The sequence below is a fragment of the Paenibacillus sp. genome (genome assembly GCF_031177825.1).
Lineage (GTDB): Bacteria > Bacillota > Bacilli > Paenibacillales > YIM-B00363 > Paenibacillus_AE.
Genome location: NZ_JAPSKE010000002.1, coordinates 120,120 through 141,465 on the forward strand (window position 1 = coordinate 120,120; position 21,346 = coordinate 141,465).

The 21,346-nt window shown below is 61.6% G+C and carries 21 protein-coding genes; all 21 read right to left on the reverse strand.

The genetic code is table 11. The features are described from left to right. Window position 1: 1 nt before the first annotated feature. Window positions 2–784 carry a VC0807 family protein gene (locus tag RIN49_RS02580; RefSeq protein WP_309118607.1) on the reverse strand — a complete coding sequence of 261 codons (783 nt, stop codon included), beginning with the start codon at window positions 782–784 and terminating at the stop codon, window positions 2–4. Beyond that, window positions 694–1,419, reverse strand: coding sequence for a DUF1361 domain-containing protein (locus tag RIN49_RS02585; RefSeq protein WP_309118608.1), 726 nt, complete (start codon window positions 1,417–1,419; stop codon window positions 694–696). The genes RIN49_RS02580 and RIN49_RS02585 overlap by 91 nt, the downstream gene beginning before the upstream one ends. After that, on the reverse strand, window positions 1,419–2,090 hold the full coding sequence (locus tag RIN49_RS02590) for an alpha/beta hydrolase (protein WP_309118609.1): 672 nt from the start codon (window positions 2,088–2,090) through the stop codon (window positions 1,419–1,421). Before RIN49_RS02590 ends, RIN49_RS02585 begins: the two co-directional genes overlap by 1 nt. Continuing rightward, on the reverse strand, window positions 2,087–2,344 hold the full coding sequence (locus RIN49_RS02595) for a DUF2164 domain-containing protein (RefSeq protein ID WP_309118610.1): 258 nt from the start codon (window positions 2,342–2,344) through the stop codon (window positions 2,087–2,089). Before RIN49_RS02595 ends, RIN49_RS02590 begins: the two co-directional genes overlap by 4 nt. Window positions 2,345–2,496: 152 nt before the next feature. Then, window positions 2,497–3,237, reverse strand: coding sequence for a DnaD domain-containing protein (locus tag RIN49_RS02600; RefSeq protein WP_309118611.1), 741 nt, complete (start codon window positions 3,235–3,237; stop codon window positions 2,497–2,499). Window positions 3,238–3,258: 21 nt separating this feature from the next. Further along, on the reverse strand, window positions 3,259–4,569 hold the full coding sequence (asnS, locus tag RIN49_RS02605; RefSeq protein ID WP_309118612.1) for an asparagine--tRNA ligase: 1,311 nt from the start codon (window positions 4,567–4,569) through the stop codon (window positions 3,259–3,261). Between the two features lie 58 nt (window positions 4,570–4,627). Further along, window positions 4,628–5,824, reverse strand: a complete 1,197-nt coding sequence (locus RIN49_RS02610; RefSeq protein ID WP_309118613.1) for an acetate/propionate family kinase — start codon at window positions 5,822–5,824, stop codon at window positions 4,628–4,630. Next, the gene (locus RIN49_RS02615) at window positions 5,821–6,696 is read right to left on the reverse strand and encodes a 3-hydroxyacyl-CoA dehydrogenase family protein (RefSeq protein WP_309118614.1); all 876 of its coding nucleotides are present in this window, start codon (window positions 6,694–6,696) and stop codon (window positions 5,821–5,823) included. Before RIN49_RS02615 ends, RIN49_RS02610 begins: the two co-directional genes overlap by 4 nt. Before the next feature lie 77 nt (window positions 6,697–6,773). Next, window positions 6,774–8,282, reverse strand: coding sequence for an AAA family ATPase (locus RIN49_RS02620; protein ID WP_309118615.1), 1,509 nt, complete (start codon window positions 8,280–8,282; stop codon window positions 6,774–6,776). Beyond that, on the reverse strand, window positions 8,275–8,808 hold the full coding sequence (locus RIN49_RS02625; protein ID WP_309118616.1) for a hypothetical protein: 534 nt from the start codon (window positions 8,806–8,808) through the stop codon (window positions 8,275–8,277). The genes RIN49_RS02620 and RIN49_RS02625 overlap by 8 nt, the downstream gene beginning before the upstream one ends. A 310-nt stretch (window positions 8,809–9,118) precedes the next feature. Then, on the reverse strand, window positions 9,119–9,655 hold the full coding sequence (locus RIN49_RS02630) for a cell wall elongation regulator TseB-like domain-containing protein (RefSeq protein ID WP_309118617.1): 537 nt from the start codon (window positions 9,653–9,655) through the stop codon (window positions 9,119–9,121). A gap of 7 nt (window positions 9,656–9,662) precedes the next feature. Continuing rightward, window positions 9,663–10,967 (reverse strand): amidohydrolase, encoded by a 1,305-nt coding sequence (locus tag RIN49_RS02635; protein ID WP_309118618.1) that lies wholly within the window; start codon window positions 10,965–10,967, stop codon window positions 9,663–9,665. Next, window positions 10,964–11,611: a redox-sensing transcriptional repressor Rex gene (locus RIN49_RS02640; RefSeq protein ID WP_309118619.1), complete on the reverse strand. Its 648-nt coding sequence runs from the start codon at window positions 11,609–11,611 to the stop codon at window positions 10,964–10,966. The genes RIN49_RS02635 and RIN49_RS02640 overlap by 4 nt, the downstream gene beginning before the upstream one ends. Next, window positions 11,608–14,502 (reverse strand): ATP-dependent DNA helicase DinG, encoded by a 2,895-nt coding sequence (dinG, locus tag RIN49_RS02645; RefSeq protein WP_309118620.1) that lies wholly within the window; start codon window positions 14,500–14,502, stop codon window positions 11,608–11,610. Before dinG ends, RIN49_RS02640 begins: the two co-directional genes overlap by 4 nt. A 126-nt stretch (window positions 14,503–14,628) precedes the next feature. After that, on the reverse strand, window positions 14,629–15,300 hold the full coding sequence (locus RIN49_RS02650) for a tetratricopeptide repeat protein (protein ID WP_309118621.1): 672 nt from the start codon (window positions 15,298–15,300) through the stop codon (window positions 14,629–14,631). A 104-nt stretch (window positions 15,301–15,404) separates the two neighbouring features. Beyond that, on the reverse strand, window positions 15,405–15,788 hold the full coding sequence (panD, locus tag RIN49_RS02655) for an aspartate 1-decarboxylase (RefSeq protein ID WP_309118622.1): 384 nt from the start codon (window positions 15,786–15,788) through the stop codon (window positions 15,405–15,407). A 6-nt stretch (window positions 15,789–15,794) separates the two neighbouring features. After that, entirely contained in the window at window positions 15,795–16,673 is an 879-nt protein-coding gene (gene panC, locus RIN49_RS02660; protein ID WP_309118623.1) for a pantoate--beta-alanine ligase, read from the reverse strand. Between the two features lie 6 nt (window positions 16,674–16,679). Then, window positions 16,680–17,564, reverse strand: coding sequence for a 3-methyl-2-oxobutanoate hydroxymethyltransferase (gene panB, locus RIN49_RS02665; protein WP_309118624.1), 885 nt, complete (start codon window positions 17,562–17,564; stop codon window positions 16,680–16,682). Window positions 17,565–17,858: 294 nt separating this feature from the next. Next, window positions 17,859–18,845 carry a biotin--[acetyl-CoA-carboxylase] ligase gene (locus RIN49_RS02670; RefSeq protein WP_309118625.1) on the reverse strand — a complete coding sequence of 329 codons (987 nt, stop codon included), beginning with the start codon at window positions 18,843–18,845 and terminating at the stop codon, window positions 17,859–17,861. Then, complete coding sequence (locus tag RIN49_RS02675) at window positions 18,842–20,146, reverse strand: CCA tRNA nucleotidyltransferase (protein WP_309118626.1); 1,305 nt, start codon at window positions 20,144–20,146, stop codon at window positions 18,842–18,844. Before RIN49_RS02675 ends, RIN49_RS02670 begins: the two co-directional genes overlap by 4 nt. After that, the gene (gene bshA / locus RIN49_RS02680) at window positions 20,143–21,315 is read right to left on the reverse strand and encodes an N-acetyl-alpha-D-glucosaminyl L-malate synthase BshA (RefSeq protein WP_309118627.1); all 1,173 of its coding nucleotides are present in this window, start codon (window positions 21,313–21,315) and stop codon (window positions 20,143–20,145) included. The genes RIN49_RS02675 and bshA overlap by 4 nt, the downstream gene beginning before the upstream one ends. Between the last annotated feature and the right edge of the window lie 31 nt (window positions 21,316–21,346).

The following is a 21,346-nucleotide window of genomic DNA, read 5'->3' on the forward strand; positions in this document are numbered from 1 at the left end:
ACTACCCTTCGATGCGCTTCCTCACCCTGCCGGCGACGTACAGCGACGCCAGCAGGATGAGAGCGCCGAAGCCCCAGCTGAGCGCCACCCGCCACCAAATCAGCAACGCGTATCCTTCCACCCCATGGATCGAAAACAACGCCAGCTTGACGATCGCGATCGCGACGTACCGTAAGGCGAACAGAAACGTAAGGCCTTGAAAATACGGCATGAGCTCCTCGTCGCGAAGTCGGTCGCGGCCTCTGACATGTTCCGGCAGCCAGCCGAGCACCCGAGCCGTATCCGCGAAGAAGTACAACGCCATCGGTCGCTTCGCCAGCATCGTCGCGAGGAAGAACACGCCGAAGACGAGCAGCGTACGAATATTATTGAGGATCATCGTCTCCGCGTCGCCCGATAACAGGTCGACGGTCGTGCCGATGAGCAGCGCGGCGATGAGGAAGATGCCGGTAACGTTCCAGCTCCGTTCTTTGGCGAACCGGCCGATCGTATAGACGAAGCCGGGGACGGTGGACAGCAGGAGCGCGTGGTAATCCGAGAGCGAGTGCCGCGTGATCATCCAGATCGCATAAGGCATGACGGCATAAAACGCTAGATCGAAAACGACGAGCTTTCCGGATCCCTTCGTAAGGCAAGTCCCCTTTCTCTCGTTGTTCGTATACAGTGTATGTATGGACCGGCCCGCGTAACACCCTAACGATCGCCTTCCTGCAGATGGTACAAGAACAAATACGTGACCGCCATAAATACGCCGAAGAGAAGGCTGAACGAAGCCCCCCGCCAATGTAGATTTCCCAAAACTTCGCCGATCAACTCCATCGGACGTACCCATGCGTCCCAACTGTTCAGCCGAACGATTCTGCCGAGAAATACGCCGTAGCCGGTCAACAGCGACACGGCCCCGACGAACGTCCATCCGGCCGCCCCCCCGAAGCGGATCGCGACGAGCCGCTGAAATTGATACGTCGACAAATACGCCAGAAAAACGCCGCACCACGCGAAGAGGAAAAAGAGGACGATATCGAACCAGACGAGGTATCCGAAGGCGCCTTGATCGATGTACCGGTGACGCCCCGCGATGAGATGAATGAAGTCCGTCGTCAAATACGTACTGTTAGGCAGGAAGAGCAGCCAGAGCGCGCCCAGGACGAGCACGAGCCCGGTCCCGGCGACGCCCGGCGCGGGTCGGCCGCGTCCGCCGCCGCTGCGGTTGCCGCCGCCTGCGATCAGAGTCGCCGCGACGGACGCCGCATACGGCAGCCACGCGAGAAACAAATTCCATAGCATAAAAAGGAACAGCCGATCGCCCGAGACGAACGGCCGGAACCATACCATCGCGAAGCAGCCCAGCGACAATAAAATCAGCAGCCCGGCGACCTTGGCGTTGCCGAGCGGGTTCCTTGCGGAAGTCGTGCGCATTACCGGTCCTCCTCCGAGAAAAATCGTTCCACGTGACGGAACACGTAAGAAGCGTCCGGCTCGAAGCAAAGCATGTGCCGCGAGTGCGGGTACACCGTCATCGTCTTCTCGCCTTTCACGCGGGAAGCGATATAGAAGGCGCTCCGCGGGTGGACGACTTCGTCCAGCTCGCCCTGCGCGATGAAGGTCGGCGTCCGGATCTTCGCGATCTCGGGCTTCAGCCTACGGACCAGCTTCGCGAATTCGATGACCGCACCGACCGGCGTTTCCCGTTTCGAGCGGAGCACCCGGATTTCGCCGGAGCGCAGCACCCTGACCGCATTGCGAACGAATCTGCCGGGGCTTACGTAATGGACGGCCGCGTTCAGCAGCGCCATGCGCCGCACTGGGAACCGATTCGCAAGGTACGCTGCGATCAAGCCGCCCATGCTGAAGCCGACGAGATCGAAGCTCCCGTGCCGTTCCGTCAGCTCCCCGGCGATCGCCGCGGCGGCCAACACCCACTCCTCGTACCGGGTGCGGTACAAGTCGCGCAGCGGGCCGTCGTGCCCGGGCAGCGTCGGCACCTCGCACATCCACCCCCGCGATTCCAAGTGTTCGGCGAGCGGGCGTACCTCGTACGGCCCCCCCGTGAAACCGTGCAGCAGCAAGCAGACGCGTTCCTTCATCATCGACCGAGCCGAGGGAGCGGCTTCTCGAGGGCATACAAGTCGTCCTCGACCGACGCGAGCCGTTCGTTGACGGTCCGACGCGCGTCCTGAACCGCTTGATTATAGATATGCGGTCCTACGGCGCCGATCATGAAGTCGACGAATCCTTCCGCCGCGATCGAGCCGATCGACTCGCCCCGCTCCGTCTCGAAATACGCCTGCACCGCCGCGATCATCGTTTCTTTTTGTTCTCTAGGCAGCTTTAGAGTCATCATCCGGGATCCACTCCTCAATCTAGGTAAGCTTCCCTCATTTTACCACACCCGACCGGGCGCGAAAAAACCGTCCGCGGACCGGCGACGTCAAGGCGACGCGCCGACCCGCGGACGGTTCGGTCTTCCAAGCCGGTCGGACCGGAGCGCCGACGTTATCGTCCGCCCCGGAACCGTTCGGTATACGCCTTCGCTTCCTCCGGCGTCGTAATGCGATTGCGCTGCCATTCCATTAAGATTCTGTCGATATACCGGAAGTGCACCTTCCCCGCGAATACCGCTTCCTTCAGCGCCGTCATGATGAGCGAGTCGGAATATCGGTCTTGGTCGAGCCAGCCGACGATCGTCTCGTATTCCATCGGCGACAGCGGACGGGCGAATTCGCTCTCGAAGACGGTGAACAAGTCTTTCCGCCGGGTCGCCGCCGTTTCGCGTCCCCGCGGGGCCGCGGCGGCGGCGGTTTCCCTTCTGGACTTCGCCGCCGTCCCGTAAGCGTCGTCCGTCGCCGCCGAATCGGCGTACGCGTCCGGTTCCGGATCCTCCATCCAAGCGGCCGCCAGCTTATCGTAGAGCGGCGATAGGTCGTATCGTTCGCTCCGAACGCCGGTCGCTTCGTCCACGTCGTCCTCGATCGTGACGAACCCTTCGCGCACGAAGCGCTCGATCGCCGCGAGCACCCGGTCCGGCGTCGTGGACATCCGGGACGACAGCTGGTCCGGCGTCGGGAAGAGCGTCTGTTCCCGCTCCGCGTAATACAACAGGTGAACGAGCAGCATCGCTTCGATCTCCGACAGTCCGAGCCTCGCGTAACCGCGCAGCAGCATGCCGGGCACGGAAACCGTGCCCAGCCGCAATCCGGCTCGAAGCCCCGCGCGGTACGATTCCGTATCCGTCACAACGTTTCCCCTCCGTTCCTCTTACGGGTACAAGCGGTATAAGAGGCGCGGGAACGGAATCGTCTCGCGCACGTGGTCCAGACCGCAAATCCAAGCGACCGTGCGCTCGAGACCGAGTCCGAAGCCCGAATGCGGCACGGAGCCGTACTTCCGCAAATCCAAATACCAAGAATACGTCTCTTTCGAAAGATGATGCTCGTCGAAGCGCTGCTCCATGAGCGACGGATCGTCGATCCGCTGCGAGCCGCCGATAATTTCGCCGTAGCCTTCCGGCGCGATCAGATCGGCGCACAAGACGACGTCCGGGCGGTTCGGGTCCGGCTTCATGTAGAACGCCTTCAGCGACGTCGGATAATGCGTGATGAACACCGGCTTCTCGTAGCTTTCGGCGATCGCCGTCTCGTGCGGAGCGCCGAAATCTTCGCCCCAGACGAATTCGGGGAAGCCGTTCGCGTTCAAAAATTTCACCGCGTCGTCGTACGTAATGCGCGGGAACGGCGCGAGCGCCTTCTCGAGCTTCGACGTATCCCGCTCGAGCGTCGCCAATTCCTTGGCGTTCTTGGCGAGAACCGTCTGTACGACGTGGGAGACGAATTGCTCCTGCACGCGAAGATTTTCTTCATGGTCGACGAACGCCATCTCCGGCTCGATCATCCAAAATTCGATCAAGTGTCTGCGCGTCTTCGACTTCTCCGCCCGGAACGTCGGCCCGAACGAATACACCTTGCCTAGCGCCATCGCGGCCGCTTCCATGTAGAGCTGCCCGCTCTGCGTCAGGAACGCGTCCTCGTCGAAATATTTCGTATGGAACAAATTCGTCGTGCCTTCCGCGGACGTCGGCGTCAGAATCGGCGCATCGACCTGCGTAAATCCGCGCGTGTCGAAGAACTCCTGGATCGCCCGCACGATCGTCGCGCGAATCGTCATGACCGCGTGCTGCTTCGGCGACCGAAGCCACAGATGGCGATGGTCCATCAAGAAGTCGATGCCGTGCTCCTTCGGAGTGATCGGGTAATCGGAACTCAAATGAATGATCTCGACCCCCGTTACGGACAGCTCGTAGCCGCTCGGGCTGCGAGGCTCTTCTCGGACGACGCCCGTCACCCACAGCGACGACTCCTGCGTCAGCCGATCCGCCGCCGCCCATGTCGCTTCGTCGACTTCGTTCTTCGCCGCTACGCCTTGAATGAATCCCGTGCCGTCGCGCAGCTGCAGGAATTGAATTTTTCCGCTGGACCGCTTGCGCGTCAGCCAGCATCCGATGCGGACGGTTTGGCCGACATGCGCCGCCACGTCCCGAATCGTCGTTTGGTTCGCCTCTGCTTGATTCATGCCATCGATCCCTACTTTACCTATGAAAATGATATGTCCCGCGCCCGCGCGCTCGGCGCTACTTCTTGATCAGCTCGTACGTGTCCCGCGCGATGACGAGCTCTTCGTTCGTCGGCACGACGAGTACGTCGATCTTGGATTTCGTCGTCGAGATGCGACGCGCCTCCTTGGACCGAACCAGGTTCGCCTCGGGATCGATCTCGACGCCGAGGTACGACAGGTTCAGGCACGTTCGCGCCCGAAGCAGCCATGAATTTTCCCCGACGCCCGCCGTGAAGACGATCGCGTCGAGACCGTTCATCGCCGCCGCATAAGCGCCGATATACTTGCGCAGCCGATATTCGTACATTTCGAACGCGAGCTTCGCGTTCGCGTCGCCGTTCTCCATCGCGTCCTGTACCTCTCGCATGTCCCCCATGCCGCATATGGCAAGCAAGCCGCTGTGCTTGTTCAGCATCGAGCTCACTTCGCCGATCGTGAGATCCTCCTTGCCCATGGCGAACGGGACGATCGCCGGATCGAGATCCCCGCTCCGCGTCCCCATCATCAAGCCTTCGAGCGGCGTCATGCCCATCGACGTGTCGACGGATCGGCCGCCCTTCACCGCGGTGACGCTCGCCCCGTTGCCGATATGGCAAGTCACGATCTTCATCTCTTCGATCGGTCGACCGAGGAACGCCGCCGCTTGTCGGCTGACGTACATATGCGACGTGCCGTGGAAGCCGTACTTCCGGATTTTGTGTCTGCGGTAGAGGGCAAGCGGAATCGGATACAAGTACACGTTCCGGTCCATCGTCTGGTGGAACGCCGTATCGAAGACGACCGCTTGCGGCACGCCGGGCAGATTCGATTCCACCGCTTGAATGCCCATCATATGAGCGGGGTTGTGCAGCGGCGCCAAGTCGAACAGCCGCTTGATCTCCTGCTTCACCTCGGGCGTCACGATCGCGGATTCGCGGAACGATTCCCCGCCGTGCACGACGCGATGGCCGACGGCCTGAATGTCGGCGATGGACTCGAGTACGCCGTGTTCCTTATGTACGAGCAAGGCGAGCACCTTGCGGATGGCGGTCGTGTGGTCCAATATTTCGCTGACCTCGCGCACCTCGGCTTTCCCCGCCGGTTCGTGCGTGAGAATGGCCGTGTCCATGCCGATCCGCTCGACGCGGCCGGCGGCGAGCACCGATTCGTCCGTCATATCGTACAGCTGATATTTGAGCGACGAGCTGCCGGCGTTAATGACGAGCACCTTCATATTTTATCACCATCCTCGTCGTAACGAAAGAAACCCGAACCGGTCTTCGCCCCGAGCTGGCCGGCTCGGACCATCTTGCGAAGCAGCACCGCCGGGCGATATTTCAAGTCGCCGTAGTCGCGGAACATGCGCTCGAGCGCGGCCAATACGGAATCGAGGCCGAACCGGTCGCACATCTCGAGCGGTCCGTACTTAAAGCCGTAGCCGAGCCGCATGGCGGAATCGATGTCTTCCGCGGAAGCGACGCCCTCGGACAACGTATGCACCGCTTCGTTGATCAACGTGCAGATAAGCCGCGTCGTAACGAAGCCGGGCGTCTCGTACACGAGAATGCCCTTCTTCGAGATGACCTCTTCCACGAACGACTTCGTCCGGTCGAACGTCTCGTCGGACGTCTGCAGGCCGCGGATAATTTCCACCATCTCGATATTGGACACCGGATGAATGAAGTGCAGCCCGATGACCCGTTTCGGGTAACGCGTCGCGCCGGCCAATTCGGTGACGGACAGCGTAGACGTATTCGTGGCGAGCACGACGTCTTCGCCGCAGATGTCCCCGATCGTCTGGAACACGGCCTTCTTGGCGTCCAAATCTTCGCTGATCGTCTCGATGACGAGCTCGCACTCCGAGAGCCTCGCGAGATCGGAGATCGGTTGGATGCGGGAGAGGATGAGCTTCTTCTCCGACGCGGTGAGCGCCCACTTCTCGATTTGCTTGTCGAGGCTCATCTCGATCGCCTTCAAGCCGTGTTCCATTTTGCTTTGCGTCTTCTCCGTTATATAAACGTCCAATCCTTTGTGCGAGAGCATCGAAGCGATCGCTTGGCCCATCGTGCCCGCGCCGATCACGCCGATTTTCTTAAACGTTGCCATTCCCTTCCACCCCATGTATGTATGAAGATACTCCGCATGCGCGACTCATGCGCGCACCCGGAGCATTATGAACGACTCTATGATCCGGCAGGCTGGAGCTCCGCACTGTGAAGAAGATCGCGAAACCGGTCTCCCGACAACGTCTCTTCTTGCTTCAGAATGTCGAGCGACTGCTCGAACACCTCGCGGCGGGCGGCCAGCAGCTCCCGCGTCCGCGTCGTTAACGCGTCTAAGATTTCGCCGTTCGCTTTATTATACTCTTCTTTGGTCAGCATCTGCGAATCTACGATCCCGAGCTCGGTGAGACCGGAGTCGATCATCGTGCGCACGAGGCCGAGCGCTTGCTCGAAGTCGTTGCGAGAGCCGGTGCTCCGTTCGCCGTAAAACAACTCTTCCGCGGCCGAACCGCCGATCGCCACCATGATCTGGTCCTCCAAGTACGCCTTGGTGTACAAATACTTGTCGGACGGCGGGTTGTGCCGCACGTAGCCGAGCGCCTGTCCCCGCGGGCTGAGCGCCACTTGGGAGACGGAGCCGGGACGTACCGTCTCGGCAACGATAGCATGCCCGAGTTCGTGGATCGCTACTCGCTCGCGCTCCTCCGCCGCAGCCTCGCGATCCGTCTTCTCTCCCATCATCACCTTGTCGATCGCCTGGAGCAGCTGACTCTCTTCGATCGTCTCGCGGCCTTCCCGCATCGCGTAGATCGCCGCCTCGTTCATTAAGCTCTCGAGTTGGGCGCCGGAGAAGCCGAACGTCTGGTCCGCGATCTTCTGCAAGGATACCCCTTCGGCCAGCGGCTTATTGCGTGCATGAAGCTCGAGAATCGAGAGACGTCCCTTCGCGTCGGGCAGGTCGACCTGTATGTGTCGATCGAAGCGTCCCGGACGAAGAAGCGCGGAATCGAGCATGTCCTTGCGGTTCGTCGCCGCCATGATCAGGATGCGCGGCGTCTCCGACGTATGCAGGCCGTCCATCTCGGTCAGCAGCTGGTTCAGCGTCTGATCGTACTCCTTTTGCTGTCCGCCGTCGCGCTTGCCGCCGACGACGTCGATCTCGTCGATGAAGATGATCGCGTTTTGCTTATTTTCCTTAATAGCTTTCTGACGCGCTTCCTTGAACATGTCCCGAACGCGGGACGCGCCGACGCCGACGTACATCTCGACGAATTCGGAGCCGCTCGCCCCGACGAATACGCTGTCCGTGTAATGCGCGGCCGCTTTCGCCATCAGCGTTTTCCCCGTTCCGGGAGGACCCATGAGCAGGATGCCCTTCAGCGGGCGAATGCCGAACTTCTGAATCCGCTCCGGCTTGACGAGGAAATCAAGCGCTTCGATCAGCTCTTTCTTCGCGCGGTCCTGCCCCCCGATATGATCGAACGTAAGGAACGACGGAAGCTTCGCCTTCGGCTTGTTCCGTTCGCCCATGCCGAGACCGCCTCCGGTCCGCATGCGCGTCATGAGGAAGAGCGAGCCGACGATGACGCCGACGAGCAGCACCGGGATCGGATTGACCCCGATGAACACGAGGAACGCGAGCAGGACGGGCAGGAAGCCGATCGCGATTTCTTTACCGTATTTACTCATTCGGCCACACTCCCATCATCGCCGCCTGTCGCGGCAAAATGACATACTTGCGGTTCGGGCCGTCGACCATCGTAATATATACGTTCGTTTCGTCCATCTCGGTCGTCACTTGCAGCGAGCCGTCCGCCTTCGCCAGTTCGCGAAGACGTTGCGGAATGAGCGAATATTGCTTCGTCTCCATCGCCTGAGCGACGTCGAACAGCGCTTCGGACCACCAATCCTCGAGCTTATCGTTCGATTCGCCCGAAGCTTCCACGACGATGTCGCGGTCTCCGAGGGACGAGGCTCCCGCCTCCACGACGCCGCGATACGCTTCGCGCAGGCTGGCGCCCGCCTCGATCGTCATCCGAACGACCGCGCGCTCCCGATCGATCTCGACGACGGGAGCCGCGATACCTTCCACGGCGGCGACCTTCTCCAAGAACGGGTCTTCCATGGCGTACGATTGATAGGCGAACCAGCCGCCGAACAAGATGCCGGACGACACGACGATCGTTATAACAACAGGTAAGAGACGCAGTTTCACACTTCGTCCCCCTTTCTATTATCTATCGTATTCGTATATACATGAGTATATCATATTAGGCATACGATATGGGATGCAATGTGTGGAAGGCAACCCGACCTGAAGTCGAAGCGACCTGCTCTCGGCATGAAAAAAGCCGCCCCGATCGAGTGATCGGGACGGCTGCGATACAGTCACCTTACGGTTTATAAAAGAAGCTTGCGATCAACAACACGCCGAACAGCACCGTCAGCGTGAACCACACCTTCGTCTTCCACGACCACTTCACGCGTCGTTCGCCCTCCGTCCGTTCCCGGCGTCACCGACCGGCTTACTCTCGTTCCAACGCAAGGCGGTACGTCTCGAGCTTCGTGCCGTCCCGGAACGCGTAATAATCATAGTATTTTCTCGTTCCGCCGGGCTCCCGCAACGCGTAGAACACTTCCCAAACGTACGTCTCGCCGAGCTTTCCTGGGGAAATCCGAAGCAGCTGCATCTCCGGCCGTTCCTTCAGCGCCCGCGACTTCACCTCGTCGCGCGTCAAGCCGTCCGACTGGCGTTCGATATGCAGTCCGTCTTCGCCCCACATCCATACCGCGACGTCTTCTCCGTTCGCGTTCGCGCCGAAGACGATCGAATACGGCCGGTCGCCGACGAATCGTTCGACGGAATCGACGCGCGTCAGGTTCAGCCGCTGTACCGCCTCCGCTTGGGCGCGGCTTAACGCATCCCAATGCGGCTCCTGCACGGTCTGGTAAAACCGGCTGCCGAACAGCCCGATCGCGCCGATCAAGACGATCGCGACGGCGGTTGCCTTGATCGCTCGGCGCCGGTTCGACGAGCTCTCGCTCATGAATCGTTCGGCCATGCGGCGCCTACGCTTTCAGGCGCCGCAGCGCCGCGTTCGCCTCGGCGACGATGCGCTCTTCGTCGAGCGTCAAGCAGCGGCGGCCGCGAACGAGCTGCTTCCCGTTCGCCCAAACGTCCGTCACGTCCGAACCGGAGCCTGCGTACACGAGGTGCGATACGGGATCGGCCTCCGGCTGATAATGAGGCGCCGTCACGTCGATCGCGATCACGTCCGCCTTCATGCCGGCCTCGAGCGTGCCGACGTCGTTCAACCAGAGCGAACGCGCCCCTTCGACGGTGCCCATCCGCAGCGCGTCGCCGGCCGGCACGGCCGTCGGATCGCCGCTGACGCCCTTGTGGATGAGCGCCGCGAGACGGATCTCGCGGAAGATGTCCAAGTTGTTGTTGCTGGCTGCGCTGTCCGTGCCGAGCGAGACGCGAACGCCCGCCTGCCGCAGCGCCGTCACGCGGGCGATGCCGCTCGCCAGCTTCAGATTGCTGCCGGGATTATGCGATACGCCGACGTCGTGCTCCGCCAGGATGTCGATCTCTTCGTCCGTCAGGTGCACGCCGTGCGCGACGAGACACGGACGCGAGAACACGCCGAGTCTCCGCAGATGCTCGACCGGTCGAACGCCGTAGGCGGCGACGTTCTCTTCCACCTCGCGCGCCGTCTCCGACATATGCGTGTGCATCGGCAAGTTCAGTTCATGCGCCGCCTCGACGAACTTCGCGATGAATTCCGGCGGACACGTGTACGGCGCATGCGGCGCCATCGCCGTCGTAATGCGGCCGTCGGCGGCGCCGTTCCACGTCTTGGCGAACCGGATCGCCTCGTCCAACTTCGCTCGTTGCACGTCTTCGGGGCACAAACCGATGACCCCGCGGTTGAGGCAGGCGCGCATGCCCGCTTCTTCCACCGCTTCCGCCACTTGATCCATATGGTCGTACATATCCATGAACGTCGTCGTGCCCGATTTCAGCATCTCCAGCATCGCCAGCATCGTTCCCGCTCGAACGCTGGCCGCGGTAAATTTCGCTTCGGTCGGCCACATATATTCTTGCAGCCATACTTGCAGGCTCACGTCGTCCTTCAGTCCGCGCAGCAGCGACATCGCCGCATGCCCGTGCGTATTGACGAGGCCGGGCATGTACAGCTTGCCCGCGCCGTCGATCACCTCGTCGCCTGGCAAGACGTCGACATCCGCCGCGCCTATGTATTCGATGCGGTCCCCCCGCATCGTCAGCGTTCCCGCGAACGCGGTCGTTCCCTCCATGCCTTCCGCCATCGTGAGGAACGTTCCGCCTCGGATCACCGTACGTTTCGTCATTCTTCTTCTTCCTCCGTTTCGCCCCGGTTCAAGTAATACGCCAAGCTTTGCAGCTCGATCGTGAAATCCGCGTAATGAACGCGGATCTGGGAAGGCACTTTAATGATCGCCGGAGCGAAATTCATAATGCCTTCCACCCCCGCTTCCACGAATTGGTCCGCCACGCGCTGCGCTTCCGTCGCCGGTACCGTTATGATGCCGATACGCACATTCTGCTCCCGGACCGTCCGCACGAGCTCTTCCATCGGCTGAACGGCCAATTGGTTGATGCGTTCGCCGATCCGATTCGGATTCGCGTCGAATACGGCGGAAATTCGCATATTATCCTTCAAGTATGCGTTATAATTGCACAGCGCTTGGCCGAGATTGCCCGCGCCGACGAGCGCGACGCGGATTTCTTGATCCAGCTTCAAGATGCCGCGGATTTTCTCGACCAAATAACCGACGTCGTACCCGATGCCCTTCTTCCCGAATTCGCCGAAATACGCGAGATCCTTGCGGATTTGGGCCGGATTCAAATCCAAACGCCGGCCTAAATCCTGGGATGACACCGTCTGGACGTCGCTCTTCGCGAGTTCGTTCAAATATCGAAGATACATCGGCAGACGGCGGACGACCGCTTCCGATATTTTAGGAAACTTCATGTCGCTTCCACCTTTCCCGAGGATCCGGTCCCTGTCTCCGCGCCCGGCGATTCCAGCCAGTCCCGCATCCGATCGGGGATCGACTCGCTCGGCAAATGCTCGATCTTCGGCCCCGGCAGCGAATAGAGGAAGTGCTTCCCGTACGACGTCTCGATGACCCGCGTGTCGTAAATCAGCACGACGCCCCGATCCTTCGCCGTTCGCACGAGCCTCCCGAAGCCTTGTTTGAAGCGGATGACCGCTTGCGGCACCGACAGCTTCGTGAACGGATTTTCGCCCTGCGCCTTCAGGTATTCGCTCTTCGCCTCGACCATCGGATGATTCGGGGGTTGGAACGGAAGACGTACGATCGCTAGACAAGTCAGCGCATCGCCCGGAATGTCCACGCCTTCCCAGAAGGAGCTCGTGCCGAGCAGCACGGCGGAGCCCGCTTGCATGAACAGCCGCGTCAGCTTGCTCCGGTTGCCGCTGTCGACCCCTTGTCCGAGGACATGGATGCCATGCGGCTGCAGCGCCTCCCGCAGCGGGCCGTGGGCTTGCTTGAGCATCTTATGGGACGTGAACAGCACGAGCATCTTGCCGTTCGTCACGACGGCCGCGTCGCGAAGCGACTCGATCAGCCGTTCCATGAACAGCGGATCCGCGTTAGCGCCCTTGAAGCCCGGGAAGTCCCTCGGGATAAGCACCAGCGCTTGGTCGCGGTATTTGAATGGCGAAGGCAGCTGAACCGTCTGCAGCCGCTCCTCCGCTTCGTCCCGATCCGACAAGCCGAGCTGCGCCTTGACGTACTGGAACGACTTCTCGACCGTAAGCGTCGCGGACGTCATGACGACGGCGTCCTTGCGCTCCCAGAAGAAGTCCCGCATCAAACCCGACACGTCGATCGGCGCCCCGTACAATCGCAGCGACCGAGACTTGAAGTGCGGCGTCGCTTCCATCCAATACACCATGTTCGGATCGTCCGCCTTCAGCAGCAGCCGCAGCGCGTCGCGCGCCCGGTACAAGTCCTTGACCGTGCCGGCCAGATCCGTAAACAGGCTCTCCAGTCCGAAGTCCTCCGCGTCGTCCTTCCCTTCCGTCACGAGTCGGTCCAGCACCTTTAGCACGCTCGTCAACGTCAGGTACAAATTGTCTTCCATCGCGACGAACGACTTCCAGTCGTGAGGCAGCTTATCCGACTTCAGACGAACCGTGATCGCGCCGCCCTCGCTCTGCCCCGCGGCCGCGCGAGCGATGAATCGGTCGTACAGCGCATCGAACAGTTCGTCCCAATTTTCCTTCACCTTCACGATGTCGGGGTACAGTTGGCCGATGCGCTCGCCCCAGCCTTCGGTCTTCGCGTTCGGATGCTGCTCGAGCAGCGACTTCAGCAGCGGGAGCTGGCCGGAGCGGCTGTCCTTCAGCAAGGAGGTTAAAGCGCTCACCATCGAAAAATAAGACAGATCGACGCCAAGATGCTGACTGGCGACGTCCTCGAAATGATGCGCCTCGTCGACGACGAGACGTCCGTAGGCGGGAAGAATGCGATGCTCCGCTTTCACGTCCGTGAATAATAAGGAATGATTCGTGATGATGACGTCCGCTGCCCCCGCATCGTTCCGGGCCCGGTGGTAAAAGCACTTGCGAAACCAAGGACACGCCCGGTTCAAGCACGAATCCGCGTCCGAAGCGACATGGCTCCAGAACTCGCCGCCCTTCTGTCCGAGGTTCAGCTCCTCCTCGTCGCCGTGCTTCGTCTCGCCGAGCCAGACGACCATCTGCGCGGCGATCACGCGGTCTTCCCGTTCATTCGGGAAATCTTGATTATTGACCTTGCCCTCGAACTTACGTAAGCACAAGTAATGGCTTCGTCCCTTGAGCACGGCGGACCGGAAAGGGGTCGGCGACAGCTCGTGCAGCATCGGCAGCTCCTTCTGCCGCAGTTGCTCCTGCAAGTTGATCGTATGCGTGCTGACGACGACCTTATCGCCGGTCTGCAGCGCGTAATGAATCGACGGGATCAAATAACCGAGCGACTTGCCCGTGCCCGTGCCCGCTTCGATGACGAGATGCCGTTCGTCCTTCAGTGACTGCGACACCTCTTGCATCATGCGCTCTTGCGCGGGGCGTTCCTCGTAATCGGGCATTCGCTCCCGGATGCGCCGCTTCAAGGCTTCCTGGAATGCGTCGAAGTCCTCCTCGAACTTCTCCCGATCCCGGTCCTCCTCGTTCGTCCAGTCGTCGACCCCGAGCGCGAATTGCCGGTGGGAGCGCGTCGGGTTTACGGGCTCTTCCGCGCTTTCCTTCCATGCGACGACCTCTTCGAGAAACCACGCTTGATCCTGCTGCGAGGCGAAATCCGGATGCGCGAACAAGAAGCCGAGCCGCTGCAGCGTCATGAGCGGCAGCGAGAACAGCTTCTCCATGCATCGAACCCATATTTCCGCCGTCGCCTCCGCGTCGCTGTCCGCTTGGTGCGGACGGTCGTGCGCGATGCCGAAGGCGTTCGCGACGAAGCCGAGCTGATAACTCGTCAGCGTCGGGAACAAGACGCGAAGCCAATCGAGCGTATCCAGTATTCGCCCGTCGTAGCCGGGATAACCGGCCGAAGCGAGCGCGCGCTTCAAGAACGCGACGTCGAACGGCGCGTTATGCGCGACGAGCACCGCGCCGTCGAGCAGCGGAACGATCTCGTTCACGACGTCGTCCATCGCCGGGGCGTCCGCCACCATCTCGTCCGTAATACCGGTCAAGGACCGGATGAACGGCGGGATCGGGACGCTCGGCCGAACGAAAGAAGCGTACGTACGTTCGATCGCGAAGTCGTTCACGATGACGATGCCGACCTGAATAATTTCGTCGCGGCCCGGCTGTTCGCCCGTCGTCTCCAAATCCAAAACCGCAAATTTCATCTATAGGGTACCCCATTCGTCTTCGATTCGTTGTCGTTCGTACCATTAAGGATACCAAACCGAAGGGGGAAAAGAAAATAGAAGAAACCCTCTCGCGAGGGAATCCATAGAAAAAAAACGAAGGCGTCAGCCGATCGCGACGCCGAGCTGCAGCACGCCTCCGTCGATCTGGCAAGCCTTCAAGTTATACACGGGGTCCTTAAAGTTCGGATCCAACGAATGGGACGTTCGGAAACATTCGCACGCCTGTTCCACATTCCCTCTCACCGCTTGCACGCAGCCGAGCGCATTGTACGCGACCGCCTTCATCCTGCCGTCGTTCGCAAGCGAAATAATGATTTGAAGATGACTGGAAGCTTCCGTGACGTTTTCGCTTTGTAAGAAGCATAAGGCCAAGAACAAACGCGCTTGCAGGAAATCGGGGTATGCGCGGACGACCGCCTCGAATTCGCGGGCCGCTTCCGGAAACATGTACAGCTTGAAGTATCCTTCGCCTCGTTGGTACTGCATCGTCTGCGCCGGCGTCTCGGCGAAGGCGTCGACCGTTTCGAATAGGTCTTGAGGCTCGTGGGCTTGCGGCTTCGTCGAGGCCGCCGCCGGTTCGGGCTGAGGCCGCTGTTTGGCTCTCGCCATCTTCTCCTCGAACAACAGCCACTCCTCGATCATTTCGTCGCTCATTTCCCGAAGCTCCTGCAGCTGTTCGAGCAGCGACTCGTGTTCCGTTCCGTGCGACGCAGGCAGCGCCTCGAGGATGCCGTCCAGCTTCTCGTTCATCGATTGAAACAAGTACTTGAACATGGGCCTCCCACCTTTCGGTTGGATTCGCGACGCGAGGGTACCCTCATTTTTTGCGCCGGGGAGGCATTTCATACTGCCAAATCATTATTCGACTATAGATTCGATTACAAAATCGTCGCGTGAACTTCTTCGTTCGCCGTTTGCACGATGTTGTTGCTGCTGTCCAGAATCGCCACTTTCGGCTTATAGCTCCTTGCTTGCTCCTCCGTCATCATCGCGTAGGAGATGATGATGACGACGTCGCCCGGCTGTACGAGCCGCGCGGCCGCGCCGTTCAAGCAGATCGTCCCTTCGCCGCGGCGACCCGGAATGACGTACGTCTCCAAGCGGGCGCCGTTCATATTGTTGACGATTTGAACCTTCTCGTTGGCCAGAATGTCCACCGCGTCCATCAAATCCTCGTCGATCGTAATGCTGCCGACGTAGTTCAGATTCGCCTCCGTCACGACGGCGCGATGAAGCTTCGATTTCATCATCGTGCGAAACATGGCTCGTCACCTCTCGTTTTCATGAAATAATCGATTGTCGATTAACCGCGTTCCCCCGAACTTCACCGCGAGCGCCGCGATGAACCGTCCCGCTTCCGCGACGGGTCCTTCGATCGGCTCGAGCGACGGATACGCGAGCACCTGCGCGTAATCGAGCTCCGCGCCGGGGACGGCGCGGATCGCGTCGGCGAGCTTACGTTCCAGCTCGGGCGCCGTCGTCTCCGGCGCGGCGGCGAGCCACTCGTCGATCGCCAGCAGCGACCGGCGGAGTGCCGGCGCGTTCTTGCGCTGCTCCGGGGTCAAGTACACGTTCCGCGAGCTCATTGCGAGGCCGTCCGGTTCCCGCAGCGTCTCGCAAGGCACGATTTCCACCGGAAGGTTCAAGTCTCTGACGAACGTCTCGATGACGGCGACCTGCTGCGCATCCTTCAAGCCGAAATACGCGCGCCGCGGCTCGACAATATGGAAGAGCTTGGAGACGACCGTGGCGACGCCGTCGAAGTGGCCCGGGCGAGAGGCGCCGCAGAGCCGCTCCGCGACCGTCCCTCCGACGGTCACGATCGTCTTCGACGTCCCGCCGCCGCCGGGATACATCTCGTCGACCGTAGGCAGGAAGGCTGCGTCTACCCCGGCGCTCTCCATGAGCGCCAAATCCCGGGTTTCGTCCCGAGGATACCGTTCGAAATCTTCGTTCGGCCCGAACTGAAGCGGATTGACGAAGACGCTCATGACGACGACGTCGTTTTCCCGTTTGGCCCGTTCGACGAGCGATAGATGACCGGCGTGCAGATAGCCCATCGTCGGCACGAAGCCGATCGATCGGCCTTCATTTTCGACTTCGTTAAGGTATTGTTTGTAAGATGCAATCGTACGGAACACTTCCATAACCGCTCACTCCTTGTCCGCCGCGCCGCCGCCGTACAACCGCTGCAGGTCGGCTTCCTCCATATGGAACGTATGGCGCTCCTCCGGGAACGCCCGTTGCTTCACGTCCGCGACGTATTCGCGGATCGCCTCTTTCACGACCGCGCCTACGTTCGCGTACGCCTTCACGAATTTCTTCGCCATCGGATCGAGCTCGTATTGCAGGATGTCATGGAACACGAGCACTTGCCCGTCGCAGCGAGGACCCGAGCCGATGCCGATCGTCGGGATCGACAGCCGTTCGGTCGCTTGCGCCGCCAGCTCGTCGGTGACGAGCTCCAGCACGATCGCGAACGCGCCCGCCTCCTCGAGACGCAGCGCGTCGTCGAGCAGCTTCTCCGCCGCGGCCGATTGCTTGCCTTGCACCTTATACCCGCCGATGACATGGACCGACTGCGGCGTCAAGCCGAGATGGCCCATCACCGGCACGCCGGCGCCGACGGCCGCTCGCACCGCGGGCACAATTTCGTTGCCGCCTTCGAGCTTGACCGCCTTGACCCCGCCCTCCCGCATGACGCGGGCGACGTTGGCCAATGTCGCATCGACGCCGCCGTGGTACGTGGCGAACGGCAGATCCGCGACGACGAACGGCGTCTTCACGGCCCGCGAGACGATCTCCGCGTGATACACGATGTGATCCAACGTCACGGACAGCGTCGTCTCCCGACCTTGCACGACGTTGCCGAGCGAGTCGCCGACGAGCAGCACGTCCGCGCCGGCCGCCTCCGCCAGCTGCGCCGAAGGATAATCGTACGCGGTGACGACTGCGATCGGCTCGCCCTTCGACTTCATCGCCCGCAGCCGCGTCGTCGTTACTGGCTTACGGGTTCCCGATGACGATTGTTCCGGCATCGCACATTCCTCCTTAGGGTTCCTTCCTGGAAAACAAAAAAATCCTTCCCGGCCCAGAGCCGAAGAAGGATGGCAGCGCAAACCCAATTCGCGCGTTCCGGCGCCGTCGGCGGCCGTGCGCGATGCGTCCCTTTCCGTCTCGGTCCTTGCGGCTCAGAGCAGAAAATAGATGGAGTAAAAAGAAAAGACAACGGCTCGGAGGTACGGTTCCGTTCGGATACCGTCCCCCTTGCGTTCTCCTTAGTATATCAAACCGTTCGATTTTGTACATAGGTCGTCTGCCGGACCGCGCCGTTACGGGGAAGTCGGTACGGTCAAGTCGCCCGAATACATCGTATGCACGCGCCCCTCGTCGTCGCGGACGAGGAGCGCGCCTTCCTCGGTGATCCCTTCGGCCACGCCCTCCGACACGCCCTGCGGCGTCGAGATTCGAACCCGCCCGTGCAGCGTCGACGTGAGCGCCTCCCACAGCGTGCGCACCGGTCCGAAGCCTTCCTTGCGGTACGCGTCGTACAACCATTCGAGTTGCTCGAAGAACGAGCCCACGATCGCCTCGCGCGACACCGGCGCCCCGGTCGCCTCCAGCAGCGACGTCGCGCGGTCGCGGAGCTCTTCGGGCAGCTCGTCCCGCCGAACGTTCGCGGTAATGCCGACGCCGGCGATCATCGCCTTCACGACGTCGGCTTCGAGCATCGTCTCGACGAGAATGCCGCATACTTTCCGGCCGTCGATCAAGATGTCGTTCGGCCACTTAATCGTCGCGTTCGCGCCCGTTTCCTTGCGGATCGCCCGGCACAGCGCCACCGATATGAGCAAGGTCATCTGCGGGGCTACCGCGAGCGGCACGTTCGGCTTCAGGAGGAAGCTTGCGTAAATTCCCTTCCCCGGCGGGGAAAACCAGACGCGGCCGAAGCGGCCGCGCCCCGCCGATTGACCCTCAGCCAAAACCAACGCCCCTTCCGGTGCGCCCGCGAGCAGCGCTTCGTGCACCGCGTTTTGGGTCGATTCCACGACGTCGTACAGCTTCACCGACTTCCCGAACGCCGTTCCCGAGAGGCGCTGCATCAGCTCGTCCAACCGGTACTTATCGGGACCTCGCAGCAGCTTGTACCCGAGCCGGGGCATCGATTCGAACACGTAGCCTTCCTCCTCGAGCCGCCGGATTCGCTTCCAGACGGCGGTTCGGCTAACGCCGAGCTCCCGGCTCAGCCGTTCGCCGGATACGTACGCGCCGGGCGTCTCCTCAAAGCACGCTAACAGCTTCTCGTTCGCCCCCATCATGCATCCCCTCCGGTACCGGCGCCGTACCTCGGCAGCAGCGAGCGTACGCGCGCCTGCAGCGCTTCGCGTTCGTTCGCCAGCTCCCCGAGCGCCGTCTCCTCCAACAGCCTGCCGAGCAGATCGGCCGTCCACGGTCCGCCTCTTCGGCCTCCGGCCGCGGCCAACACGTCCGCGCCGCCGATCGCGAGCTCCTTCAGCGTCTTCGTCGGCATCTCGTCGAGCCAAGCGGCTCCTGCGTCGAAATACGGCGCGGTCCATCCGAATTCCGGCAAGCCGCGATACGCCGGCGCAAGCGTCAGCCATCGCCGCGCCGTCTCCTCGCCTTGCCTCAGCGTCGCGCCGATCCAGGCCCGACGCGCGAGCTCCGCCGGCGCCCCGCGCAGCGCCGCATGGAACGCGAGCGTCCGCCGAAGCGCGCTCTCGAACGCGCCGGACGTTCGCAGCGCCCGGCAGACGCCTTCGGCTTCGTCCGGCCCGAGCTCCATCCGGTCGAACCATAGCGCCCAGCGAGCCAGCTCGTCCTCCACCTCGGCGAGGCGCCGCAACGAATCGTCCGCCGTGGCGTCGGCCGCGAGTCCGAGGGCGCGCGGCAGACGCAGACGCTCCTTCGTCCACCGCAGCAGCTCGCTCTCGCGGAGCAGCGCCAGCGCCCGATACGGATCGCTCCCGCCGATCATGCGCGTCAGCTCCGCGGCGACGCGCTCCATCGCGACGACGGCGAGCCCGGGCGCGCCGAGCTTCGCCTCCGCCCAGGTCGACTCGTCCGCCGCGAAGCCGTACTCCGCCGCGAAGCGGACGAAACGCAGCATGCGCAGCGCGTCTTCGCCGAACCGAGCGGCCGGGTCGCCGACGGCGCGCAGCCGCTTCGCTTCCAGATCCAGGCGTCCGCCGAACGGATCGACGAGCCGGCCGTCCGCGTCGACAGCCATCGCGTTCACGGTGAAATCGCGCCGTTCCAAGTCCCCTTCCACGTCGTCGAGGAACGACACCGTATCCGGATGACGGCCGTCCGAATAATCGGACTCCGCGCGGAACGTCGTCACCTCGTAATGCCAGGCGCCGATCGGCACCGTCACCGTGCCGTGCTTCAGCCCCGTCGGAATCGCCTCCGGGAACAACTCGAGCACCGTCTCCGGCTTCGCCGCCGTCGCGATGTCGATATCTTTGACGGGACGGCCAAGCAAGGCGTCCCGCACGCACCCGCCTACGAAATAGGCGGCATAACCGCATTCGGCCAGCCGCCGGAGCAGCCGAACGCCGCCTCGCCCCATCTCGTCTTCGAAGAAAATCCCGTCCGTCATTCGACCGCGCACACTCGCTCCCGAACGACCCGCTCCCGCTCCCGCCCCAGAATGCGGTAGTAAATATCCTCGTACGTCTCCATGATCAGATCGTTGCAGAACACCGTCTGGGACCGATTCGTGCAGTTCGCCGAGACGCGGGCGTACAACGTCGGATCCGTTAAGAGCCTAATGCAATCGTCGGCCATGGAATCCGTGTCGCCGATTTCCGATAAAAATCCGGTCTCCCCGTGCGTGACGACCTCCGGAATGCCGCCGGCGGTCGTTCCGACCGTCGGGACGCCGCACGCCATCGCTTCGAGCGCGACGAGGCCGAAGCTTTCCTTCTCCGAGGTAAGCAGCATGATATCGGCGACGGACAACAGCTCCGCCACTTCGTCCTGCTTGCCGAGGAAGAGCACTCGCTCCTCCAAGCCGTACTCGCGTACGCGCGCCATCGTCTTCCCGAGCTCCGGTCCTTCCCCGATGAAGACGAGGCGCGAAGGCACCTCTTCGTTCACCCGGCGGAACACGTCGACGACGTCGGAGATGCGCTTCACCGGCCGGAAATTCGAGACGTGCATGAGAATCTTCTCGCCCTTCGGCGCGAAGTCGCACCGATAGCGAGAGCAATCCCGCGGATAATACACCCGCTTGTCGACGAAATTGTACGTCAGATCGATCGGGCGCGTAATATGCAGCCGCTCCTGCGTTTCGCGAATCAGGTCGTTGGATACCGCCGTCACCGCGTCGCTGCCGTTGATGCCGAGGCGAATCAGATCGGCCATGCTTTCGTTATGCGCCAGAATCGTAATATCCGTGCCGTGCAGCGTCGTGACGACCTTCAGCGGCCGTTCGATCATTCCCTTCGCTAAATAGGCGCAGACGGCGTGCGGAATCGCATAATGGACGTGCAGCACGTCCAGCTTCTGCATGTTAGCCACCTGCGCCATCTTCGCCGCGAGCGACAAGTCGTAAGGCGGATATTTGAACACGTGGTAATCGGAAACCTCGACCTCGTGATAAAAAATATTTTTGTGGTAGCCGGTCAATCGGAACGGCATGCTGTGAGTGATGAAATGCACCTGATGACCGCGCTCCGCAAGCAGCTTGCCGAGCTCCGTCGCCACGACGCCGGACCCGCCGAGCGACGGATAACACGTAATGCCGATGTTTAATTTGTCTCTCACCGATGTCACCTCCGACCCGATTCGTTGAATT